The organism is Streptomyces sp. Act143 (genome assembly GCF_003143935.1).
GTDB lineage: Bacteria > Actinomycetota > Actinomycetes > Streptomycetales > Streptomycetaceae > Streptomyces.
Genome location: NZ_QFRX01000001.1, coordinates 4,306,784 through 4,329,798 on the forward strand (window position 1 = coordinate 4,306,784; position 23,015 = coordinate 4,329,798).

Annotated in this window: 16 protein-coding genes; 5 read left to right on the forward strand and 11 right to left on the reverse strand. The window is 72.0% G+C overall.

From position 1 onward, the window contains the following. Positions 1-2: 2 nt before the first annotated feature. The 5 genes from DI272_RS19370 to DI272_RS19390 form a co-directional block, all read right to left on the reverse strand. A complete protein-coding gene (locus tag DI272_RS19370) occupies positions 3-989 on the reverse strand; it encodes a nucleoside triphosphate pyrophosphohydrolase (protein ID WP_109496582.1) in 987 nt (328 codons plus the stop codon). 154 nt (positions 990-1,143) lie between these two features. Next, a complete protein-coding gene (locus tag DI272_RS19375) occupies positions 1,144-1,788 on the reverse strand; it encodes a SurA N-terminal domain-containing protein (RefSeq protein WP_109496583.1) in 645 nt (214 codons plus the stop codon). 243 nt (positions 1,789-2,031) lie between these two features. Then, entirely contained in the window at positions 2,032-3,525 is a 1,494-nt protein-coding gene (locus tag DI272_RS19380) for a serine/threonine-protein kinase (protein ID WP_258314893.1), read from the reverse strand. Between the two features lie 38 nt (positions 3,526-3,563). Then, positions 3,564-4,241, reverse strand: coding sequence for a hypothetical protein (locus DI272_RS19385; RefSeq protein ID WP_109496585.1), 678 nt, complete (start codon positions 4,239-4,241; stop codon positions 3,564-3,566). A gap of 235 nt (positions 4,242-4,476) precedes the next feature. Further along, positions 4,477-6,789 (reverse strand): N-6 DNA methylase, encoded by a 2,313-nt coding sequence (locus DI272_RS19390; RefSeq protein ID WP_109496586.1) that lies wholly within the window; start codon positions 6,787-6,789, stop codon positions 4,477-4,479. 232 nt (positions 6,790-7,021) lie between these two features. Between DI272_RS19390 and DI272_RS19395 the strand changes: the two genes are divergently transcribed. Together DI272_RS19395 and DI272_RS19400 are read left to right on the forward strand one after the other, a co-directional pair. Beyond that, positions 7,022-7,717, forward strand: coding sequence for a hypothetical protein (locus tag DI272_RS19395; protein ID WP_109496587.1), 696 nt, complete (start codon positions 7,022-7,024; stop codon positions 7,715-7,717). A gap of 104 nt (positions 7,718-7,821) precedes the next feature. Next, entirely contained in the window at positions 7,822-8,625 is an 804-nt protein-coding gene (locus DI272_RS19400; protein WP_109496588.1) for a hypothetical protein, read from the forward strand. Between the two features lie 12 nt (positions 8,626-8,637). Here DI272_RS19400 and DI272_RS19405 read toward each other — a convergent pair whose 3' ends face one another. Together DI272_RS19405 and DI272_RS19410 are read right to left on the reverse strand one after the other, a co-directional pair. Further along, positions 8,638-9,381, reverse strand: a complete 744-nt coding sequence (locus tag DI272_RS19405) for a GNAT family N-acetyltransferase (protein ID WP_109496589.1) — start codon at positions 9,379-9,381, stop codon at positions 8,638-8,640. 139 nt (positions 9,382-9,520) lie between these two features. Next, positions 9,521-10,291 (reverse strand): HNH endonuclease family protein, encoded by a 771-nt coding sequence (locus DI272_RS19410; protein WP_375138049.1) that lies wholly within the window; start codon positions 10,289-10,291, stop codon positions 9,521-9,523. Positions 10,292-10,455: 164 nt separating this feature from the next. Between DI272_RS19410 and DI272_RS19415 the strand changes: the two genes are divergently transcribed. Then, positions 10,456-10,641 carry an antitoxin gene (locus DI272_RS19415; protein ID WP_109496590.1) on the forward strand — a complete coding sequence of 62 codons (186 nt, stop codon included), beginning with the start codon at positions 10,456-10,458 and terminating at the stop codon, positions 10,639-10,641. Positions 10,642-10,814: 173 nt separating this feature from the next. Here DI272_RS19415 and DI272_RS19420 read toward each other — a convergent pair whose 3' ends face one another. From DI272_RS19420 to DI272_RS19435, 4 genes are all read right to left on the reverse strand, one after another. Next, on the reverse strand, positions 10,815-12,812 hold the full coding sequence (locus DI272_RS19420) for an NACHT domain-containing NTPase (RefSeq protein ID WP_181387250.1): 1,998 nt from the start codon (positions 12,810-12,812) through the stop codon (positions 10,815-10,817). A 76-nt stretch (positions 12,813-12,888) separates the two neighbouring features. Further along, complete coding sequence (gene mfd / locus DI272_RS19425; protein WP_109496592.1) at positions 12,889-16,419, reverse strand: transcription-repair coupling factor; 3,531 nt, start codon at positions 16,417-16,419, stop codon at positions 12,889-12,891. A 495-nt stretch (positions 16,420-16,914) separates the two neighbouring features. Then, positions 16,915-19,479, reverse strand: coding sequence for an ABC transporter permease (locus DI272_RS19430; protein ID WP_109496593.1), 2,565 nt, complete (start codon positions 19,477-19,479; stop codon positions 16,915-16,917). Continuing rightward, the gene (locus tag DI272_RS19435; RefSeq protein ID WP_109496594.1) at positions 19,476-20,264 is read right to left on the reverse strand and encodes an ABC transporter ATP-binding protein; all 789 of its coding nucleotides are present in this window, start codon (positions 20,262-20,264) and stop codon (positions 19,476-19,478) included. The genes DI272_RS19430 and DI272_RS19435 overlap by 4 nt, the downstream gene beginning before the upstream one ends. A gap of 410 nt (positions 20,265-20,674) precedes the next feature. On the opposite strand from DI272_RS19435, the gene DI272_RS19440 reads away from it, so the two are divergent. Both DI272_RS19440 and DI272_RS19445 read left to right on the forward strand, forming a co-directional pair. Then, positions 20,675-22,177: an MFS transporter gene (locus DI272_RS19440; protein ID WP_375138050.1), complete on the forward strand. Its 1,503-nt coding sequence runs from the start codon at positions 20,675-20,677 to the stop codon at positions 22,175-22,177. Positions 22,178-22,332: 155 nt separating this feature from the next. Further along, positions 22,333-22,857, forward strand: a complete 525-nt coding sequence (locus DI272_RS19445; protein WP_109496595.1) for a GNAT family N-acetyltransferase — start codon at positions 22,333-22,335, stop codon at positions 22,855-22,857. Positions 22,858-23,015 lie beyond the last annotated feature (158 nt).

Here is a 23,015-nt window from a genome sequence, read left to right on the forward strand (position 1 = left end):
TGTCAGCCCTCCGTCGCCCTGATCGCGTCCCGGTACGCTCGCCCGGCCGCCCGCAACGCCGCCTCGGGGTCGACGCCGTCGGTCTCGGCGCGGGCCGCCAGTGCCAGCAGTTCGTATCCGATCCCCTCCCCCGTCGGCAGCGGCACCTCCAGGCCCGCCGTGCGGACGCGGGAGGCCAGCTTGGCCGCGAGGGCCAGGCCGGGCTGGCCGAGGGGGATGCCGTCCGTCACCGACTTCCGCTGCTTCTCCGTCGCCTTGGTCCGCAGCCAGTGGGCCTTGACCTCCTCGGGGGTGGTGGCGGTCTCGTCGCCGAAGACATGGGGGTGGCGGTGGATGAGCTTGGTGACGATGCCGCCCGCGACGTCGTCGATGGAGAAGGGGGCGTCGGGGTCCTCCTCGGCGATGCGGGCGTGGAAGACGACCTGGAGGAGGACGTCGCCCAGTTCCTCGCGGAGTTCGTCGCGGTCGCCGTCCTCGATGGCCTCGACGAGTTCGTACGCCTCCTCGATGCCGTACTTGGCCAGGCCCTTGTGGGTCTGCTGGGAGGACCAGGGGCATTCGGCGCGGATGCGGTCCATGACCTGGACGAGGTCGAGGAGGCGGGCGCCCGGGAGGTCGTAGGAGGCGGGGAGGAGCTCCAGCTCGGGCATGGACACGCGGCCCGAGCCGGCGAGGCGGGCCAGGCCGTCGGTGAGGGCGGGCTCGCCCTCACCGGTCGCCACGACGACCACGGTGTGGCCGCCCGCGCAGGCGGCGACCAGTTCCTCCGCCGTCGGCGACGCCTCGTCCACCCGTATCCCGGCCTCGCGCAGATACGGCAGCTGCGGGTGGGCGCCGTCGGCGCACAGCACGCGGTCGGCGGCGTGCAGTGCCTGCCAGGCGGGCCAGGACAGCAGGCCGGGGGCGACGCGGTGGCTGGTGGTCAGCAGGACGATGCGGCCGGGGGCGGCGGCGGTCTCCGGCGTGGCGGCGGGGCTGGTGGTGTTCACGGTTCGAAGCTAACCCACGGCACCGACAGCACCGCGAGTTATCCACAGGGTGATCGTCGTCGGGGCCGTGGGGTGCGGTGGGGTGGGGTGCCGTGGGGTGGGGTGCCGTGGGGTGGGGGTGGCGTACCGTTCCGTCGCCGGGGCGGCTGGCGTGTCAGGCCGTCTGCTGCGTGCCCGATGCGGTGACCTCGCGGACCCACGGCGTCTTGGCGTCGACGCGGCTGCTCTTCTCGACGTCCCAGCTGCCGTAGCGGGGGTTGAGGTCCACGTCCAGTTCCTTGGAGGCCTTGGACAGGGCTTCCCAGAACGCGGGCTGGCTGGTCTCGGTACCGAGGGCCGCGGCGAGTTTCTGGGCCTCCAGCTGGAGGCGGAGGTTGTCGTCGAGGCGCTCGGGGGCGACGCCGTACTGCTGGAGCCAGGCCGTCTCCAGTCCCTTGGAGCCGCCCGCCTGCTGCTCCAGACCGGCTCGCATGGTCTGGATCTCCTTGCGGGTGACGGTGACGCCCGCGTCCTCGGCGGCCCGGTGCAGGACGCGGTCGAGGACCATGCCGTGCAGGGTGTCGCGGGTGAGGGTGCCGGTCTTGGTGATGGCCTGCGCGTACTGGGCGTCGTCCGCGACGGCGGCGCGCTGGGCATCACGCACCTCGTTCACCCTGGTCTCCAGTTGCGCGACGGTGATCCGCTGCCCGCCGACGACGGCGGCGGCGCCGGGATGCGCGTCGCTGCCGCAGGCGGTGAGAAGGGGCGCTGCGACGATCGCGGCGGAGAGGAGGAGCGCGGTGCGACGACGGCGGTGCAAGGAAGCCTCCCGAGGAGATTGTGCGACGGTGCACAAAGTCTTGCGGTGATCGATGGTAGGCAGTGGGCAAGCTCTGGCCAACCCATTCGACCAACGATTCACCAGGACTTGGGGCACCGGCGCGCCTCGAGTGCCGGGTGGGCTGTGTCCTCGGGTGCCGGGTGGGCTGTGTCCTCGGGTGCCGGGTGGGCCGTGTCCTCGGGTGCCGGGTGGGCCGTGTCCTCGGGTGCCGGGTGGGCTGTCTCAGCCGCGTACCTGTCCCAGCCACTCCAGTGTCCGGCGTACCTCCGTCGCGAGCGGATGGCCGGGGCCGTGGAGGTGTTCCACGTCGTGGACGAGGCGGGCCAGGGTGTCGTGGGCGGCGGGGCGGTCGCCGAGGGCGAGGAGGAGGTGGCCGATGCGGCGACGGATGTCGTGGGCCATGTCCGGGTCGCCGGCCACGTACTGGTTCTCGTAGAAGGGGAGCAGGGCCCGGTACTCGGCCAGCGCCGCCGCCGGTTCGCCGAGCTGTTCCAGGCACTGGGCGGCGTCGTGCCGGAAGCGGAGGGACTGGGGGTCGGCCTGGCCGGCCTCGGCGGCGCGTTCGTCGGCCAGGCGGCGCAGTTCGGGGAGCGCGCGCCGGTACTGGCCGTCGTCCATGAGCGTGGCGGCGTACTGCTTGCGCAGGGTGCGGACCACCGGGGAGTGCTCGCCGTGCTGTTCGGCCGCGGCGGGCAGGATCGCGCCGAGGATGTCGACGGCCTGGGTGATGCGGCCCTCGCCGAGGAGGCGCTTGACCTCGTCGACGGCGCGCGCGACGTCGGGTTTCTCCGCGGGGGGCGTGAGCGGCATGGCGGGCGCCGGCTGGGGCGCGGGGGTGCGGGCGCGGTCCGGCCAGGGGGCGTGCGGGCGCAGGAAGGGGCGCGTGGGGTCGAGGGGCGCCCCTGTGGGCATCCCGCGCGCGGGCAGGAGTACCGCCAGGTGCTCGTAGACCTCCTGCGCGCTGGCGGGGCGATGCTGCGGGTCCTTGGCGAGCAGGCGCAGGACGAGCGTTTCGAGCGCCTCCGGCACCTCGGGGCGCAGGCGGCGCACGGGGAGCGGGGGCTCGTAGAGGTGCCGGTGCAGGACGCCGAGCGCCGTGGAGCCGGAGAACGGGACGTCGCCGCTGAGGAGTTCGTGGAGCAGTACGCCGAGTGCGTACAGGTCGGTGTACGGGCCGACGGCGCCGCCCATGGCCTGTTCGGGCGCCATGTAGGCGGGTGATCCGATGGGGGTGCCGGTGTGGGTGAGGCGGGTGGTGTCGGCGTCCATGACGGAGGCGACGCCGAGGTCGAGGACGGTGACGGTGCCGTCCTGCTTCACCATCACGTTGCGCGGCTTGAGGTCGCGGTGGACGATCGGCACGGCGTGCACGGCGCTCAGCACGGCGCAGAGTTGCGCGGCGACCGCGACGGCCCACTGCCAGGGGTACGGGTCGTGCTCGGCGAGGTGGTCGGAGAGGTCCGCGCCGTCGACGTACTGCATGACGAGGAACAGTTCCTCGCCCTCGCTGCCCGCGTCGTGCACGGTGACGAGCCCGGGGTGGTCGACCTGCGCGGTGACCCGGCACTCGCGTACGAACCGGCGGCGCAGTTCGTCCGCCTCCTGTCCGGCGACCTTGTCGGGGCGCAGCAGCTTCACGGCCACGCGCCGGTCGAGCCGTTGGTCGTACGCCGTCCAGACCTGGCCCATGCCGCCCTGTCCGATGAGCGTGGACAGTTCGTAGCGGCCCGCGACGACACGTCCTGTCGCCACGGTCACCTGCCGCCCTCGTGGTTGCCGCCCGGGTGGCCCTCCTGCCGGCGCAGGTAGTCACTCAGCTCGTCGAGCTCGGCACGGACCTGGTCGATGCGGGCGGGCGCGGGGCGCTGGGGCGTGGGAGGGGGCGTGTGGGGCGTGGGCGTGGGGGGCGGGGGCGGCTGCGGCATGGGGGTCTGCGGGTGCGAGTGCGGCTGCGGGAGCGGGGACGGTGCCTGGGGCACCGTCGTGGAGGTGTACGGCGACTGCGGGTGGGGCGGCTGGGGGTGCGGCTGCGGATAGCCGTACGCCGGTGCGGGCGCCGGGGCGGGCTGCGGGGCGTACGCGCCGTAGCGGAGCTGGTGGAAGTGGCGTACGTCCGCGGAGAGGTAGTACGCGATGGCCGCCACCAGCGTGCCGAACAGAAGCGCCATGCCGGTCCAGCCGCCGGCGGTGTGGATCTCGTCGCCCGGCTCGATGCCGACCAGCACGAGCCCGAGGCTCAGCGTGAGGAGCGAGGCGACGAACAGGCCCCAGTCGAGCGCCCTGCGTGTCACGAGCGCCAGGCGCAGCAGCATCGCCCAGGACAGCAGGCCGATGGTGAAGATCCCGAGCACCACGAACAGCACGCGCAGGAAGACCAGCCATGCCGGGTGCGGCGGCTGCTTCACCGGCTGCGTGTAGCCGTGGCCATGCATGACAGCTCCTGGTGCCTGAGGTGGGCGTACGAGGGCGGCCGACGCCCGGCAACCCCGTTCCTGCGATTGTCGCTTCGCGCGTACAGGCGAGCGTATAGGCCGACACGGACAAGCGGTCCCGGGTTGTACCGAACCGTTGTCGCACTGATCACTTCTCCCGCCCGCGCAGGTCGGCGAAGTGTCGGCGGAGCGACGGCGGAGCGACGGCTTCCGCGCGGGCGTGCGCCGTGGGGTGTCAGTCGGGGGCGACCGTCCCGTCCGTGAGCCCGTCGTACATCCCGCGCACGAGCTGCTCCCCGAGCCGGCCCGCGCGCCGAAGCGCCCGCTCGAACTCGTCGAGTGCGCGGAAACGCGCGCCGTAGCGCCGTTGTTCGTCGAGCGGGAGCCGGGGCAGTTGGAGGCGGCGCACGTCCAGACGGGTCGCGGTGGAGGCGTAGCTGCTGGCCTGGCGGTTGTTGGCGGTGCCGCGCAGGAAGCCGGCGAGGAACCAGGGGTCGAGCGCCGTGCGCTCGGGGCGCAGGAGTACGAGGTTGCGCCCCAGGGCGGCGCCCCCCGTCGCGTCGTCGATCACGCGCGCCACCGACCCGCCGCCGAGCACCGGCACGACCACGTCGCCCGGCTCGACCAGCACGGCCTCCTCGTCGCTCTCCGGAAGCGTGCCGGAGGGCGCCGTTCCGGCGAGGACGTCGTGGTCGGTGAGGACGGGCACGCGCGCGTGGCCGCCGTTTCCACCGGTGCGCATCACCAGGGCGCCCCCGCGCGCGAGTTCGCCGATGGTGGTGAGCGGCCAGCGGGCGGGGTGCGCGGCGTCGGCGGGTGCCGGGGTGAGGTCGGCGGTCAGGCGCAGGGTCTCACCGAGGCGCTCGCGCACGGCCGTGAGCTGCTCGGCGCCGTCGGCCGCCGTCGGGGGCGGGAGGTGGCGGGCCGGGGCGAGGTCCACGTCGTCGTCGAGGAGGTCGATGACGGGCAGCGAGCGCGCGAGGCCGGGCCGCTCCTCCAAGGTGCCCGCGCGGTCGAAGGCGTGCCAGGCGTCGAGCACGGCCTCCCGCACGTCCCGCCAGTCCGGGCCGCCGCGCCCGTCGGCGGCGAACTGCCCGGTGTCGGCGAGCAGCACCTCGGGCTGCGCGGGCGCTTTCTCGGGCCGGCGCAGCACCCACAGGTGGAGCGGGATGTTGTACGGCGGTGCCGCGCCGACCGGCAGGGCGACGACGGCCCGCAGCGCGCCGCGGCGCAGCAGGTCGGCGCGGATACGGCGGCCGGAGCGGCGGGAGGCGGCGGCCGGCGGCATGAGGAGGACGGCCGTGCCGCCGTCCCTGAGGCGGGCGAGCGCGTGCTGGACCCAGGCCAGCTCGGACTCGGTGCGGGCCGGGAAGCCGTACTCCCAGCGGGGGTCGTAGGCGAGTTCGTCGTGGCCCCAGTTGCGCTCGTTGAACGGCGGGTGGCACAGGACGGCGTCGGCGTGCAGCTGGGGGTGGGCGTCGGCGCGCAGGGTGTCGCCGGTGGCGCCGTGGACGACGGCCCGGGTGTGCAGGGCGAGGCGGAGCGCGGTGAGGGCGGCGAGCTCGGGGGCGCTGTCCTGGGCGTAGAGCTCCTGGTCGGGGCGGGTGGTGACGGCGCGCAGCAGGGCGCCGGTGCCGCAGGCCGGGTCCAGGACGGTGCGGGCGGGACCGGCCAGGTCGGCCATGAGACCGGCGAGGTCGGCGGGGGTGAGCGTGTACTGGCGCGGGTTGGCGTCGAGGTGCCGGCCGAGCAGGAACTCGAAGGTCTGCCGGGCGCCCAGCTCGGCGGCCAGTTCGGCGGTGCTGCGCAGGAGGGGGGCGGAGGGGAGGAGTTCGGGGCCGGTGGGGAGATGGACGGCGGGGCGGGTGCCGGTGTTCACAGGGGCGTCGGTGGCGGAGGTGTTCACACGGTCGGTGTGAGCGGTCGCCGGGGTGTTCACACGGTCGGTGTGAGCGGTCGCCGGGGTGTTCACACGCTCGGCGCTGAGGGCCGCCGGAGTGTTCACACGGTCGTGACCGCTGTCAGCGGCGTGAGGGGCGTGAGCGGCGTTCACAGGGCGCCCGGACGTCACAGGGCGCCCGGAGTTCACAGCGAGCCCCCCGTTCACAACGCGCCCCGAGTTCACAGCGCGTCGGGAGTTCACAGGCACCACCGGCCCGAAGCGCGGTGTCAGCACCTCCTCCAGCGCGCCCGGCAGCATCGCCGCGAGCCGTTCGTCCGAACCGGCGCTCACGTCCAGCCAGACGGTGGGCCGGTCATGGATGAGCAGCAGCACGCACCCGGCGTGGGTGAGCGCGGCCACCGGCCCCTCGGGGTGGCCGACGAGCTGCTGCCAGACGCGTTCGCGCAGCGGGACCTCGGCGAGTTTCCCCTGCTTGCGCAGCCACGCCTCGACCTCGGCGAGGGCGAAGGAGGGGCTGGTCTCGGTGCCGCCGACCGGCTTGGGGAAGTCGGCGTGACGGCGGCGCCAGTTGCTGACGGCGGCGCGGCCGACCCCGGCGAGCCGGGCGATCCCGGCGGCGGTCACCTCTGTGGCGTTGTCCTGCACCGGCCCGCTCCCTCGTCGTCCCCGCGCGCAGGTCCCTGTGCGCGTACCGCTCCGTGCTCCGCGTGTGTGACGCCGAGCATAGCGGCGTACGCAAGATCTATGCATTCACGCCCGTGTACACGAGACATTCCGTGAACCGTGTTGACTCGGTTCACAGGCTCTGGTCTTATTGACCCAGCGAACGAGCGACAGCCGAACAGCGGCTGTCACCGTGTCGGGAGGGGACACAGTCATGGGCATGAAGGGCAAGATCGCGCTGGGGGCCGTCGTGGGGATCGTCGTCATCGGCGCCGTGTCGGCGAACTCGGGTGACGACTCCACCGGCGGCTCCGAGAGCAGCGGCAAGGGCTCTTCGTCGTCCGCTCAGGCGAAGCCCGGGGGCGGGAAGGACTCGGCGAAGGCCACCGAGGAGAAGAAGGCGGCGTTCGACGGGGACGGCCAGTTCCAGGTCGGCTCGGACATCAAGCCCGGCACCTACCGCAGCACCGGCAACGAAGACGGCATGTGCTACTGGGAGCGCGCCAAGGACGCCTCCGGCGAGATGGACTCCCTCCTCGCCAACGACAATGTCACCGGCACGAGCTACGTCACCGTCAAGGCCACCGACAAGATCTTCAAGTCGAGCGACTGCAACGACTGGGAGGCCGTCGACACCAAGGCGGACGCCGCCGCGAAGGGTTCGCCCGCTTCCAAGATGGCCGGTGACGGTGGCATGTTCAGAGTCGGCGCCGACATAGCCCCCGGCACCTACAAGTCCACCGGAAACGAGGACGACATGTGCTACTGGGAGCGCGCCAAGGACGCCGAGCACGGCCTCGACTCGATCATCGCGAACGACAACGTCTCCGGCAGCGCCGTCGTCACCATCAGCGCCAAGGACACCTACTTCAAGACGTCCGGCTGCACGGACTGGAAGAAGACCGGCTGACACCGGTCCCCGTGCGGCGAGACCCCGCCACGCCGGTGGCGCCGTACCCGCGGCAGGTCTCGCCGTACCCGCTCATCACACCGCCTCACCATCCGGGAATTGCCATGCGTCACACCGCACTCGCCACCCTCTGCCTCGCCGCCGCGGCCACGATCGGCCTCACCGGCTGCCAGTCCGGGCAGGACAAGGCCGACAGTCAGCCGGACAAGGCCGGCTCCAGTGCGTCGAGTTCGTCCTCGCCGAGCAAGAGCGAGGCGCAGGAACCCTTCGCCGGGCTCACCGGCTCCGAGATCGCCGACAAGGCCGTGGAAGCCACGACCGGGGCGTCGTCGCTGCGGATGAAGGGGGACGTCCCCGACGACGAGTCGGGGAGCACCATCACCATCGACATGGCCCTGAACAAGAAGGGCGAGTGCGCCGGCACGATGAGCATGGGCGGGCAGGGCAAGGCTGATCTGATCAAGGTCGGCGACACCGTCTACATGAAGTACGACGAGGAGTTCCTGCGCGCGCAGAGCAAGGGCGAGAAGAAGTCGGACGTGGACGCGGCCGTGGCGCTGCTGGCAGGGAAGTGGACCAAGATGTCCGCGAAGGGCGAGGACGCCAAGGACATCGCGAGCTTCTGCGACCTCGACACGGTGCTCGGCGACGCCGACGACGCCGACACGAACGCGACCCGCGGCAAGACGACCACCGTCGACGGCACGCCCGCGATCGTGCTGAACGAGCGGGACGGCAAGGAGCGTTACACGCTGTACGTGGCCACCGAGGGCAAGCCGTACCTGCTGCGGGTGGACAGCGTCTCCGCGAAGGACCCGGGCACGCTCACCTTCAGCGACTACGACAAGAAGGTCCCGGCGCAGAAGCCCAGCGGCGAGATCCTGGACCTGGACGCGCTGGGCGGCTGAACCGCCGTACGGCTACAGCGGGTGCCGCATCCACACATTGGGCTCGACGTACACCGCGTACCCCTGCTCCGGCTCGCAGCGCACCGGCACCAGCGCCCCGGGCACCTCGATGTCGCCCGGGGTGTCGAAGGGCAGCCCGGTCCAGCGGCGCCACTGCTCCAGTGAGCCGACCACCGTCATGGACGCCGGCGCCACCGCCTCGATGGTGGCGCCGGCTCTGGCGTGCACGCGCAGCCACGGGTCGTGCGGGAGGCCGTCGGGGCGTACGCGGTGGGCGTACTCCTCGATGGGGGTGCGCGGTTCGAGGTGCTTGGCGCTGGGGCGGACCGGGGCGACGACCTCGCCGAAGCCGTGCGCGCGGGCGTTGTCCCGCATCGCCGAGAGCATGCGGGACGACAGGCCCTTGCCCTGGAGATCGGGTCGTACGTTGATGGCGACGGCGCTGACCGTGTCGGGCCGCCGCCCGCGGCGCAGGTCGGCGAAGGCCCACAGGAGCACCTCGTCCCAGCCCCGGGCGGGAAGGTGGCCGCGGCCCTCGGCGCCGAGGGCGAAGGGCACGCTGAACCCCGTGGCGACGACCTCGCCGCGCTCGTCCTCGGCGAAGAGCACGAACGCCGGGAACTCCTTGGCGATGCGACCGTAGTGGTAGTCGCCCACCAGGTCCCGGGTGACGAACTCCGGCCAGCTGTCGGCCATTGCGACCGCTCGCTCGTGGTCGTCGGGGCGCTCGGCGAGACTCGAGACCTTCAGCTCCATGCGGCCACCGTAGGCGGGCGGCGGCGGGGGCGGGAACTTGTTTTCAGACCCTGCCATGGCCCCTGCTGCGGCCGCCGCATCAGCCCCCCGCCGTTTCGGTCCCCGTTCGGGACGCCCGCGCCGTCGCCGGATCGGGTCGTCAGGCGCCGCACTGGGTGAGCATCATCTCCTTGTCCGCCTCCGTCACGGGCAACTCGTACTTCAGGGACACCTGCGCGAAGCGCACCGCGTAGGAGCAGCGGATCCGCTTGTTCGGGGGCAGCCAGGAGGCGGGGCCGGAGTCGCCCTTGGAGCCGTTGGTGGGGCCGTCGACGGGGATCAGGTTGAGCGGGTCGTTGGCGATGTCCTCGCGTTTGCCCTTGGACCAGCGCGCGGCGCCCATCTGCCAGTCGTACGACAGCGGCATGACGTGGTCGATCTGCACCGTCGTGGCACGGGACTTGGCCCAGTCGATCTCCTTGCCGGTGTAGGGGTCGGCCAGGGTCATGGAGGTGACGACGCAGTCCGAGCCGGAGCGGAGACGGACGTCGTCGCCGTCGCGCTTGAGCAAGTCGTTGCGGGTGTCACAGCCGTTGTGGGAGAAGGGGACGCCGCCGGGGGCGGAGTCCATCCAGGCGTAGCCGAACTCGTCGCGGTCGTATCCCGTCTTGGGGCCGCGGCCCTTGGTCGCCACCTTCGCGATGAGCTCCCTGGCCTTCGTCCGGTCGGCGTCGGAGGTGATGGCCGCGAGGCCCGGTTTCGTGCCGTCGGGGTTGTCCAGTGGGCTCACGGCACGGCCGGAGCCGACGGCCGGTGCGGAGCCGGAGGGCTCGCTGTCCGAGGGCAGGTCGACGCCCTCGCATCCGGTGAGCAGTACGACCATGCCGAGCACCGCGGCGGCTCCCGCCGCCCCACCCCTCAGACGCGTCACGGTGCGTCCCTCCCCTTGTTCTGTTCGTCTCCGCCCCGCGCAGGCGTTGTGCTGCCTGGTCTCACCGTAGCGGGCAAGAGGTCCAGACCATATGGGGCCTCAAGCGGCATACCTCGCATATCGGGCGTATCGTCGAATCGAGTCACCTCCGGAAGGAGCTCTGGATGGGCATCTTCGACAGGTTCAAGAGCAACCGCCAGATGCAGGACAAGGCCAAGGACATGTCCGACATGGCGGAGAGAAAGGTCAACGAGAAGACGGGCAACAAGTACGAGAGCCAGGTCGACGACGCGCAGCAGAAGATCGAAGGCGCGATGGGCATGGACCGAGACAGGCCCGAGCAGCCGTAAGGCCGGAGAACCACGGAGGAACACGCGCCCGTGGAAGCCGCCCGCGGAGACGCCTCCCGCGGGCGGCCCGCGTGTCACTCGGGGTCGCCCCGTGACACGCGGACGCCCCTCACAGCGCCCCTCGCAGCCCGCCGCAGAGACTCAGGGGAGCGGCCGTGGGCGGGGCGTGGGGATCAAGTGACCGGTCGGGGGTGGCGTACCAGCCACTCCTGGAACTCGCGGTGGCGGAACTGGTAGGCGATGCCGGAGGTCCGGAGCAGGCCGGCGGTGACGCACCAGTCGAGGAACGCGGGAAGGCGTGGGCCGAGGCGGGGGTTGGCGAGGCGGTAGGTCAGATAGCCGACCCAGGCCCTCAGGTTCACCAAGGCGAACGCGGGCATGAGCGCGATGCTCAGCCAGGTGTCGGAGCCCGAGCCCCGGGACGCGAGCAGCGAACCCAGCACAGCCGTACCGAGTACGCACCACAACCAGCCGGCCCGAACCGGCCCGACCGGCCCCACCGCCGTGCTGTCGAGCATGCTGACGCCGCCCAGGACCCAGCCGGCGACAGCGGCCGCGACGGCCGGGACCAGCGGCGTGAACCCCCCGCCGCCGCCCGTCACCGCGAGCAGGGCCTGCCAGATGCCGTACAGCAGCAGGTACAGGATGGCGTAGGTCGGGAACCTTCTCAGGAAGGTGTGCGCCAGTCTGCGGAAACCCAACCGCCACAGCGGGCTGCCCAGCGGCGGCGCCGAGTAGCCGGTCACCAGCGCAAGCCCGATGTCGTCGCTCCAGTGCCACGCCACCAGGTTGCAGGCGCAGCCCAGCCCCAGGTCGATCCAGGCGACGGAATCAGCCGGCTCCCGCACCAGGAACAGCACGGGCAGCACGACGCCGGGCAGGGCCCCGATCCGCACCACCGCACGCCACGTCCCCGCCACCCGCTCCCCCAGCCGGTGCAGCACCAGGTCGGTCTCCGCCGTGTTCCCCGCCCCCAGCCCCACCGCGAGCAGGTGCAGCCGGGCGTGGATCACCCCTTCCGCATAACGCCCCGCCTCTTTGGGTGTGTTGCGGGCGACGGCCCCGACGAACCGGCTCAGCAGCAGCTCCGCCACCTGGTCGGCCGAGCCGGAGGCCGCCTTGGCCGACAACTCCCCGGGGTCGCCCTGCCGTTCGTAGACCGTGGCCGCCAGGGTCAGCCGCCAGGGCGTGGACAGGGCCGCGGCCAGGACGCCGTCGGGTGACGTGCGGAGCTCGTCGAGCACCGGCCGCCACAGCGCGGGGCGGCGTGCCGCGCCGCGGCGTTCGAGGAACGCCACGGCCCGGGCGGGGTCCACCGGGTGGATCTCGATGCGGGCCGCGTCGAGGATGTGGCTGCCCTCGGCCTCCAGATCGTCGTACGTCCGGGTACGGCAGGTCAGCACCAGCGGTGCCGGATCGGCGCCGTCCTGGTGGAGTGCCAGCGCCTCCAGGGCATGTCTGGCCCGCGCGTCGGCGACGGCGACGTCCGCCGCGTCCATCTCGTCCAGGCCGTCCAGCACGGGCAGGACCATGCGCGCGTCCATGACCTTGCGGGCGGACCGCCTCGGCATGCCGAAGTCCCGTTCCAGATGCCGTACGACCCAGTCCGCCAGCGCCTCACGGGTGTCCCAGTCGGCGAGCGCCATCAGCACGGCGACCTGCTCACCGGCCTGCCGTGCCTTGTTGAGCTCCATCACGAGCTTCCGCGCGAGCACGGTCTTGCCCGCCCCGGGCTCCCCCGTGATCACCAGCCGCCGAGGCCGTACTGCCCGGTAGTCCTCAACCACCCGCTCCAACTGCCCGGCGGGCGTGGGCGGCAGCTCGGCGGCACGCGCGTGGGCGTAGGGACGGAAGGCGAACGTCACGTCGATGGGGGTCAGTTCGCCCCCGAGGCTGTGCATCCACTGGGGTTCGCCGACCGACCGCACCTCCCGTACCAGCCTGGCGACGGCCGCCGTCTCGTCCTCGTGTGCGCCGGAGCGGGCCCACAGCAGCCCGACGACGGACGCGACCAGGGCCGGCAGCGCCACGACCATGGACACCAGGCCGCTGCGGTCGGACACCCCGAGCGGACCGTGCGCACCCCGCAGTGCGTACACCAGCGCCCCACCGACCAGGACGCAGGTCGCCCCCACCCAGGCGACCCTGCTCCCGCTCCCCCCGACAGCCATGCTCGACATGGTGCCGCACCCCGTCGGGCCGCGACCCCGGAATCACAGCACCCGCGCACCTCGCCGCCCGGGCGCGCTACGACCCCATGATCGACGCCAGGAACTCCCCGACCCATCCGAGCAACTCCCGGCCGACCAGCGGCTTCCCGCCCACCTTCGCCGTCTTCGGACGCGGTACGAGGACCTGGTGGGCGGCCGGTTTGACGACCGACCCCGGGTACAGCCGCTTGAGGCGCAGCTCCTGCGACTCACGCAGTTCCACGGGCGCGAACCGGATGTTGTTGCCCTGCAGAACGATCTCGCCGACGCCGCACGCGCGTGCCAGCATCCGGAGTCCCGCCACCAGCAGGAGGTTCTCCACCGGTTCCGGCAACTTGCCGTAGCGGTCGACGAGTTCCTCGCGTACGGCCTTGATGTCCTCCTCGGTGTTCGCCGAGGCGATGGAGCGGTAGGCCTGGAGGCGCAGGCGCTCACCGGGCGCGTAGTCGTGCGGGACGTGGGCGTCGACCGGGAGCTCGATCTTGACCTCCAGCGGCGGCTCCTCCTCGACCCCGCCCTCCAGGGAGGCCCGGTAGTCCGCGACCGCCTCGCCGACCATGCGGACGTACAGGTCGAAGCCGACGCCCGCGATGTGGCCGGACTGCTCGCCGCCGAGCAGGTTGCCCGCGCCTCGGATCTCCAGGTCCTTCATGGCCACGTACATGCCGGCGCCCATCTCGGTGTGCTGGGCGATGGTCGCCAGGCGCTCGTGGGCCGTTTCCGTCAGCGGCTTCTCCGGCGGGTACAGGAAGTACGCGTAGCCCCGCTCCCGGCCGCGGCCGACCCGTCCGCGCAGCTGGTGCAGCTGCGACAGACCGAAGTTGTCGCCGCGCTCCACGATCAGGGTGTTGGCGTTGGAGATGTCGATGCCGGACTCGACGATCGTCGTGGACACCAGCACGTCGAACTTCTTCTCCCAGAAGTCGACGACGACCTGCTCCAGCGCCGACTCCGACATCTGGCCGTGGGCGGTCGCGATCCGCGCCTCGGGAACGATCTCGCGCAGGCGGGCGGCCGCGCGGTCGATCGACTCGACCCGGTTGTGGATGTAGAAGACCTGGCCCTCGCGCAGGAGTTCACGGCGGACGGCCGCGCCGATCTGCTTCTCCTCGTAGGGGCCGACGAAGGTGAGCACCGGGTGGCGCTCCTCCGGCGGGGTGGTGATCGTGGACATCTCGCGGATGCCCGTGACGGCCATCTCCAGGGTCCTGGGGATCGGGGTCGCGGACATCGTCAGGACGTCGACATTGGCGCGCAGCTTCTTCAGCTGTTCCTTGTGCTCGACGCCGAAACGCTGTTCCTCGTCGACGATGACCAGGCCGAGGTCCTTGAACTTGGTCTCGGAGGAGAACAGGCGGTGGGTGCCGATGACGACGTCGACCGAGCCGTCCTTCAGGCCCTCCAGGACGGCCTTCGCCTCGGTGTCCGTCTGGAAACGGCTCAACGCGCGGACGTTCACCGGGAACTGCGAGTAGCGCTCGCTGAAGGTGCCGAAGTGCTGCTGCACCAGCAGCGTGGTCGGTACGAGGACGGCGACCTGCTTGCCGTCCTGCACCGCCTTGAACGCGGCCCGCACCGCGATCTCCGTCTTGCCGTAGCCGACGTCGCCGCAGATCAGGCGGTCCATCGGGACCGACTTCTCCATGTCCTCCTTGACCTCGGCGATGGTGGTCAGCTGGTCGGGGGTCTCCGCGTACGGGAAGGCGTCCTCCAGCTCGCGCTGCCAGGGGGTGTCCGGGCCGAAGGTGTGGCCGGGGGCCGCCATGCGCGCGCTGTAGAGCTTGATCAGGTCGGCGGCGATCTCCTTGACGGCCTTTTTCGCGCGTGCCTTGGTCTTCGTCCAGTCGGCGCCGCCCAGGCGGTGCAGGGTGGGAGCCTCGCCGCCGACGTACTTGGTGATCTGCTCCAGCTGGTCGGTGGGGATGTAGAGGCGGTCGCCGGGCTGGCCGCGCTTGGCGGGGGCGTACTCGACGACGAGGTACTCGCGCGTGGCGCCCTGCACGGTCCGCTGGACCATCTCGATGTAGCGGCCCACGCCGTGCTGCTCGTGGACGATGTAGTCGCCCGCCTCCAGGGTGAGCGGGTCGATCGTCTTGCGGCGCCGGGCGGGCATCCTCGCGCCGTCCTTGCCGGCCGCCTTCTGGCCGGTCAGGTCGGTCTCGGTGAGGACGGCGAGCCTGAGCTCCGGGTCGACGAAGCCGTAGTCGATCGAGCCGCACGCCACGTGCACGACGGACGGGGCGATCGCGCCCAGTTCGGCGTCCAGCCGGGCCGCGATGCCCTCGCCGCCGAGCACCTCGACCGTGCGGGCCGCGGGGCCGTGGGCCTCGGTGACGAAGACCGTGCGCCAGCCGTCGGCGAGCCAGCCCTTGGTGTCGGCGAGCGCCTTGGCGGTGTCACCGCGGTAGGTCTCGGGCGCGTGCATGCCGAGCTTGAGGGTGTCCGCCTCCAGCTCCAGGTCGGCGGCGAACGGCGACACCGACCACCACATCATGTCCAGCTCGCGCGCCCGGTCCCGGACGTCCGCGATGGACCACAGGGAGGCCGCGCCGACGTCGATCGGCGCCTCGCCGCCACCGGCGGTGGCCGCCCAGGAGGCCTGGAGGAACTCCTGGCTCGTGGCGACGAGGTCGGCGGCACGCGTGCGGACCCGCTCCGGGTCGCACACGACGGCCATGGCGCCCTTCGGCAGCACGTCGAGCAGCAGCTCCATGTCGTCGACGAGGACTGGCGCGAGGGACTCCATGCCCTCCACCGCGATGCCCTCGGCGATCTTGCCGAGCAGCTCGCCCAGTTCCGGGTGCTCCTCGGCGAGGGCGGCGGCACGCGCGCGTACCTCGTCGGTGAGGAGCAGTTCGCGGCAGGGCGGGGCCCACAGGCCGTGCTCGGCGATCTCCAGGGAGCGCTGGTCGGCGACCTTGAAGTAGCGGATCTCCTCGACGTCGTCGCCCCAGAACTCGATGCGGAGGGGGTGCTCCTCGGTGGGCGGGAAGACGTCCAGGATGCCGCCGCGCACGGCGAACTCGCCGCGCTTCTCGACGAGCTCCACGCGCGCGTACGCGGCGGCGGCGAGGGCTTCGACGATCGTGTTGAGGTCGGCGTTCTGGCCGGTGCGCAGCGCCACGGGCTCCAGGTCGCCGAGGCCCTTGACCTGCGGTTGCAGCACCGACCGCACGGGCGCCACGACCACCGACACCGGGCCGGTCTCGGGGTCGTCGGGGCGCGGGTGGGCCAGGCGGCGCAGGACGGCCAGGCGGCGGCCGACGGTGTCGCTGCGCGGGCTGAGGCGCTCGTGCGGGAGGGTCTCCCAGGAGGGGTACTCCACGACGCCCTCCGAGGGCAGCAGCGAGCGCAGGGCCGCCGCGAGGTCCTCCGCCTCCCGGCCCGTCGCCGTCACCGCGAGCACCGGGCGGCCGGCCTCGCGGGCGAGCGCGGCGATCGCGAAGGGGCGGGCCGCCGGGGGGCCGACCAGGTCGACATGCATGCGGTTGCCGTCTGCGGCCGCGGTGATCGCTTCCGCGAGGGCGGTGTCCTTGACTACGGCGTCGAGCAGACCGTGCAGGCTCATTCGGGGCGGCTTTCGTCCGGGGGTGGGCAACGCGAAGGGCCCGACGCGGTGACCGGCCGGGGGGTGGTTCCAGCGTACGTCGCGGTGAGCGGCGGCGCGGGGGCTGTGGACAACCACCGCCACGCACCGGCGACACCTGTGGACAACCTCGCAGCCGACGCGCCCGGCACCGGGCCACACCCGCGGGCAACCTGACAGCCGGGGCCAGGCAGCGGCCATACCCGTGGACAACCCGACAGCCGACGCCCGACAGCGGCCGTACCCACGGACAACCTCGCAGCAACGCCTCCCACCGGCCGCGCAGGCGGGCAACCTCACAGCCGGCGCCCCGCACCGGCCACCCCGCGGGCAACCCCGCGCCCCGCGCCCCGCGCCCCACCGCACCCCGCAATCCGCACCGACGCCGCCGATCCCCCGTAGACGCCGGCGGGCCCGGTGGCGAGAAGTCCTCCGTGGCTTCTCGACGCCGGGCCCTTGCTCCCCCGTCGGCTGTGGCTACTCCGTGGCGATCGCGTTCAGGACGTTCATCCGTCCCGCCCGGAAGGCCGGGACCAGCGCCGCGAACAGGCCCACGAAGGCCGACCCGACGAACACCCCGGTGATAGTCGGCCAGGGGATGTCGAGGACGTCGAGGCCCTCCAGGGCGAGCAGCTTCTGGGCGGTGGCGCCCCAGCCCATGCCCAGCCCCAGGCCCAGCAGCGCGCCGAAGAGGGCGATGACCACCGACTCCATGCGGATCATCCGGCGCAGCTGCCGCCGCGAGAGGCCGATGGCCCGCATGAGACCGATCTCCCGGGTCCGCTCGACCACCGACAGCGCCAAGGTGTTCACGACACCGAGCACCGCCACGATGATCGCCAGTGCCAGCAGGCCGTAGACCATGTTGAGGAGCTGACCGATCTGGTCCTTCAGCTCTTCCTTGTAGTCGGTCTGGTCGCGGACCTGGTACTGCGGGTAGTTGTCCAGCGACTTCTTCAGGGCGGCGTACGCCTGCTCCTCCTGGCCGTCCTTGGCCTTGGCGAACATGATCGTGTTCGGCGGGATCTGGTCGGCGGGCACATACTTCTTCATCGTCTCGATGGAGAGGTAGCGCGCCCCCTGGTCCAGCGCACTGCTGTCGTCGGTGATGGCCGCGACCTTGAGCTTCGCCGTCTCGCCGCCCTTGAAGGCGACGGCGATGGTGTCGCCGACGTGGACGCCGTGGTCCTTGGCGTAGTCGGAGCCGACGGACATGGAGTCCTTGCCGTAGGCGGCGGACAGGGTGCCCTCCGTCGTGGCGCGGCGCAGGTCCTGGGCGTACGACGGGTCGGCCGCCGTCACCTGGGAGTCGTCCTTCTTGCCGTCGGGCGTGGTCAGGACCGCCTCGACCTCCTTGTACGAGGTCACGTGGGCCAGCCCCGGGGTCTGCTCCATGGCCTTCTGGGCCTGCGGGACGATCCGCTGGTTGCCCTCGACGATGAAGTCCGCGCCGACCGACTTGTCGAGCTCGGACGTGGCCGAGGCGACCATGGAGGAGCCGACCACCGACAGGCAGGCGACCAGGGCGAGGCCGATCATCAGGGCCGCGCCCGTGGCACCGGTACGACGGGGGTTGCGCAGGGCGTTGCGCTCGGCCATGCGGCCGACCGGGCCGAAGCCCCGCAGGATCAGCGCGCTGATGACCCGGACGACCCCGCCCGCCAGCAGCGGGCCGATGACGACGAAGCCGATCAGGGACAGGACGACGCCCCCGGCCAGCAGCAGCGAGCCGTCCTTGGCCGTGTCGGCGGTGGCGGCGGCGTAGAGGGCGTAGCCGCCCGCGCCCGTCAGGACCAGGCCGATCAGGGCGCGCACCCAGCCGGCCTTGCCGTCGGCCGGGGTGCCGGCGTCGCGCAGGGCGGCCATCGGGGAGACCTTGCCGGCCCGGCGGGCGGGCAGGTAGGCGGCGAGGACGGTGACGACGACGCCGAGGACCAGGCCGGCCACCGGGGTGGAGACCTTGATGGTGAGGTCGTCGGTGGAGAGGTTCATGCCGGCCATGGACATGAGCTTCATCAGGCCGATGGCGATGCCGACGCCCGCGCCGACGCCGAGGACCGAGCCGACGAAGCCGAGCAGCAGCGCCTCGACCAGCACGGAGCGGTTGACCTGCTTGCGGGAGGAGCCGATGGCCCGCATGAGGCCGATCTCGCGGGTGCGCTGGGCGACCAGCATGGAGAAGGTGTTGATGATCAGGAAGATGCCGACCAGGAACGCGATCCCGGCGAAGCCGAGCATGGCGTACTTGATGACGTTCATGAACTCGCCGACGTCCTCACGGTTCTCGTCGGCGTTCTCCTTGGCCGTCTGGATCTTGTACGAGCCGTCCAGGGCCTTGGTGACGTTCTGCTTGAGCTGGGTGTCGCTGACGCCGGACGCGGCGGTGGCGAACACCTGGGTGAAGCGGCCCTCGGCGCCGAGGAGTTCACGCTGGGCGGTGGCGGTGTCGAAGTAGACGATCGCCGCACCGGGGTTGGTGACCTTGAAGGTGGCGATGCCGACGATCTTCGCCTTGAAGTCACCGACGACGGAGATGGTGCGCAGTTCGTCGCCGATCTTCAGGTGGTGCTTGTCGGCGGTGTCGGCGTCGACCATCGTCTCGGTCGGCCCGCGCGGGGCGTGTCCGGAGGTGATCTCCATGGAACGCAGGTCGCTCTTGGTCCAGTTGCCCGCGATGGTGGGCGCGCCGTTGGACGAGCCCATGTTCTTGTTCTCGTCGTTGACGACGGTCACGTTCATCGAACTGACCCCGCCCTCGACGGACTGCACACCGTCGGCCGTCGCGACCTGCTGGACCGTCGAGGCCGGCAGGGAGGCGGGCTTGCCGTTCTGCGGGGTGTCGTCGCTCTTGGCCTCCTTGGGGGAGACCGTGACGTCGGAGGCGGTGGTGGCGAAGAGCTTGTCGAACGTCGTGTTCATGGTGTCGGTGAACACGAGCGTGCCGCACACGAACGCCACCGACAGCAGGACCGCCACGGCGGAGAGGGCCATGCGTCCCTTGTGCGCGAAGAAGTTGCGCATCGAGGTCTTCATGACGGTCATGACGTGCGCCCCCGGGCGTCGAAGTCCTTCATGCGGTCCAGGACGGCGTCGGCGGTCGGCTTGTACATCTCGTCGACGATCCGGCCGTCGGCGAGGTACAGGACGCGGTCGGCGTAGGAGGCGGCGACCGGGTCGTGCGTGACCATGACGATGGTCTGGCCGAGCTCGTCCACGGAGCGCCGCAGGAAGCCCAGTACCTCGGCGCCCGCGCGCGAGTCGAGGTTTCCGGTCGGCTCGTCACCGAAGATGATCTCGGGCCGGGCGGCCAGCGCCCGGGCCACCGCGACGCGCTGCTGCTGGCCGCCGGAGAGCTGGGTGGGCCGGTGCTTGAGCCGCGAGGACAGTCCTACGGTCTCCACGACCCGCGCCAGCCACTGCTTGTCCGGCTTGCGGCCGGCGATGTCCATGGGGAGCGTGATGTTCTCCAGGGCGTTGAGCGTCGGCAGCAGGTTGAACGCCTGGAAGATGAACCCGATCCGGTCCCGGCGCAGCTGCGTGAGCTTCTTGTCCTTCAGCCCGGTGATCTCGGTGTCGTCCAGGTAGATCTGGCCGCTGCTGACGGTGTCGAGCCCGGCGAGGCAGTGCATGAGCGTGGACTTGCCGGACCCCGAGGGGCCCATGATCGCGGTGAACTGGCCGCGTGCGATGTCCACGTCCACGTGGTCGAGGGCGACGACACGGGTCTCGCCGGACCCGTACGCCTTCACGACCTGCCGCGCCCGCGCGGCAACGGCCGTAGTCCCTCCAGTGCCCCCGTGCCTGGTGATGGTCACAGCCGATGTCACGGTATGTCTCCTATGTCGGTCAGCGGGTGAAGCGCGTGTACTGCTGAGTCGGTGCGTGGTGGTTACGTCGTTGAGTCTGCTGCTCGCGGGGGGTCCGGCGCGCTGGTGCCCAGCGCAGTCTTTTGCTGGGGAAAACCCCACCCCCGGACCTGCGGTCCGCCGCCCCGAACCCCTCCCGAGCGGCGTAAAGCCAGGTTAAGGACGGGCCATGGCCCGTCTCGTCCTCCAGCGGGACGAACCCTCCCCGAGCCGTAGTACGGAGGGACCCCTAGGGGCAGTCCACCCCCGGGTGGAGCCGATCTCGGGGTCCGCTCCACCCTTCAGCGGGTTCAGCCTGCACCCTGCCGCGACGTGAGGGTCAAGTGAGAGGGTGTTCCGCGGCAGATAGATGCAAGGGGAAAGGATCTCTGGTGGACCAGGGGGACACGGACATACAGCCCGCCGCGACGGACGCGCACCCACGCGGCTCGCACCGCCGCGGCGCCGTCGTGGCCGCGCTGATGCTCGCGATGGCACTGGCCGCGCTCGACGCCACGATCGTCTCCACGGCCGTCCCGCAGATCGTCGGCGACCTGGGCGGCTTCTCCGTCTTCTCGTGGCTGTTCTCGGGCTATCTGCTGGCCGTGACGGTGACGCTCCCCGTCTACGGCAAGCTCTCCGACACCTTCGGCCGCAAGCCGGTCCTGGTCGCGGGCGCCGCGCTGTTCCTCCTCGGCTCCCTGCTCTGCGCGCTCGCCTGGAACATGGGCGCGCTCATCGCCTTCCGCGTGGTGCAGGGCCTGGGCGGCGGCGCCCTCCAGGGCACCGTGCAGACCCTGGCCGCCGACCTCTACCCCCTCAAGGAGCGCCCGAAGATCCAGTCGAAGCTGTCCACGGTGTGGGCGGTCTCGGCGGTGGCCGGGCCGGGCGTGGGCGGGGTGCTGGCGGCGTACGCGGACTGGCGCTGGATCTTCCTGGTGAACCTGCCGATCGGCGCCGTCGCCCTCTGGCTGATCGTCCGTCACCTGCACGAACCGGAACGGACCCCGGCCGTGCGCCCGCGCATCGACTGGGCGGGCGCGCTGGCGGTGTTCGCGTGCGGGGGCGTGCTGCTGACGGCGCTCGTGCAGGGCGGAGTGGCCTGGCCGTGGCTGTCGGCGCCGTCAATGGCGCTGTTCGGTACGGGACTTGGGCTGGTGGCGGTCGTGGTGGCCGTGGAACGCCGGGCGGCCGAGCCGATCATCCCGGGCTGGGTGTGGCGGCGGCGCACGATCGCCGCGGTGAACCTCGCACTGGGCGCGCTGGGGCTGCTGATGGTGGCGCCGACGGTGTTCCTGCCCACGTACGCCCAGTCGGTGCTGGGCCTGGGGCCGGTGGCCGCCGGATTCGTGCTGTCCGTATGGACGTTGAGCTGGCCGGTGTCGGCCGCGCTGAGCCAGCACGTGTACCGGCGCATCGGGTTCCGCAACACCGCGATGCTGGGGATCGGGGCGGCTGCACTGCTGCTGTTCGCGTTCCCCCTCCTGCCGTATCCGGGCCGGGCCTGGCAGCCGACGCTGCTGATGCTGGTCCTCGGCGCGGCCCTGGGTCTGTTCCAACTCCCGCTGATCGTGGGGGTGCAGTCGACGGTGGGCTGGTCGGAGCGCGGTACGACGACGGCCTCGGTCCTCTTCTGCCGGCAGACCGGACAGACGGTGGGCGCCGCGCTCTTCGGGGCGGTGGCCAACGGGGTGCTGGCCGCCCGGCTCGGCGGCGCGAGCGACCTCGACTCCGTCACGCGCGCGTTGGACGCCGGTACCGCCCCCGAGACGACCCGACGGGCCATCGCGGACGCCGTCCACGCCGTGTACCTGGGGGCGTCGTGCGCTGCGGCGCTGGCGTTCCTGGTGCTGCTGTTCCTGGCACCGCGGAAATTCCCGGTGCTCGGCGACTGAGCCCTGCCGACCGCCGGACACGGCCGAGGCCCGGGGCGGCCAGGGGCGGCTGGGGGCAGCCGGGGGCGGCCGGGGGCGGCCGGGGGGCTGCCGGTTCTGACGCCGCCGCGGAATTCACGGTGCTCGGGGACCGTGCTGTGCGTAGGCTGCCCGGCATGGTGGAGCAGGGGCTGGGGCCGAGGCCGGAGCTGGGATTGCGGCTGGAGCGGCTGCGGGCGGATCACGTCGGCGCGCTGCTGGCGTTCGAGCTGGAGAACCGGGAGTACTTCACGCGGTCGATCTCGGACCGCGGGGACGCCTACTTCGCCGACTTCGCCGAAGTGCACCGCGCGCGGCTGGCCGAACAGGACGCCGGGATCTGTCACTTCCATGTGGTGCTGGACCCGTCCGGGGAGATCGTGGGACGGGTGAACCTCATCGACGTCGAGAACGGCTGCGCCGAACTGGGCTACCGCGTGGGCGAGCGGGCGGCGGGCCGCGGGGTGGCGACGCAGGCGGTGGCGCAGCTGTGCCGGACGGCTGGGACCTCGTACGGCCTGACCTCCTTGGTCGCGGTCACCACCCTCGACAACCTGGCCTCCCGCACGGTCCTCGCACGCAACGCCTTCACTCCCGTAGGGGAGTGCGTCATCGGCACCCGCCCCGGCGTGCGCTACCAGCGCGCGCTCCTCACCACCTGAACCACCTCACAACCCCGAGCGCCTTCACGCCCCCTCCGGCCTCCCGCGCCCCTTCACGCACCCTTCCCGCCCCCGCCTCCAGTCGCGCGCCCTTTTCCGCCCCCCTCCCACCCCTCGCTCCTGCCCCCGCCCCCGCCCCCAGTCGCGCGACCTTCCGT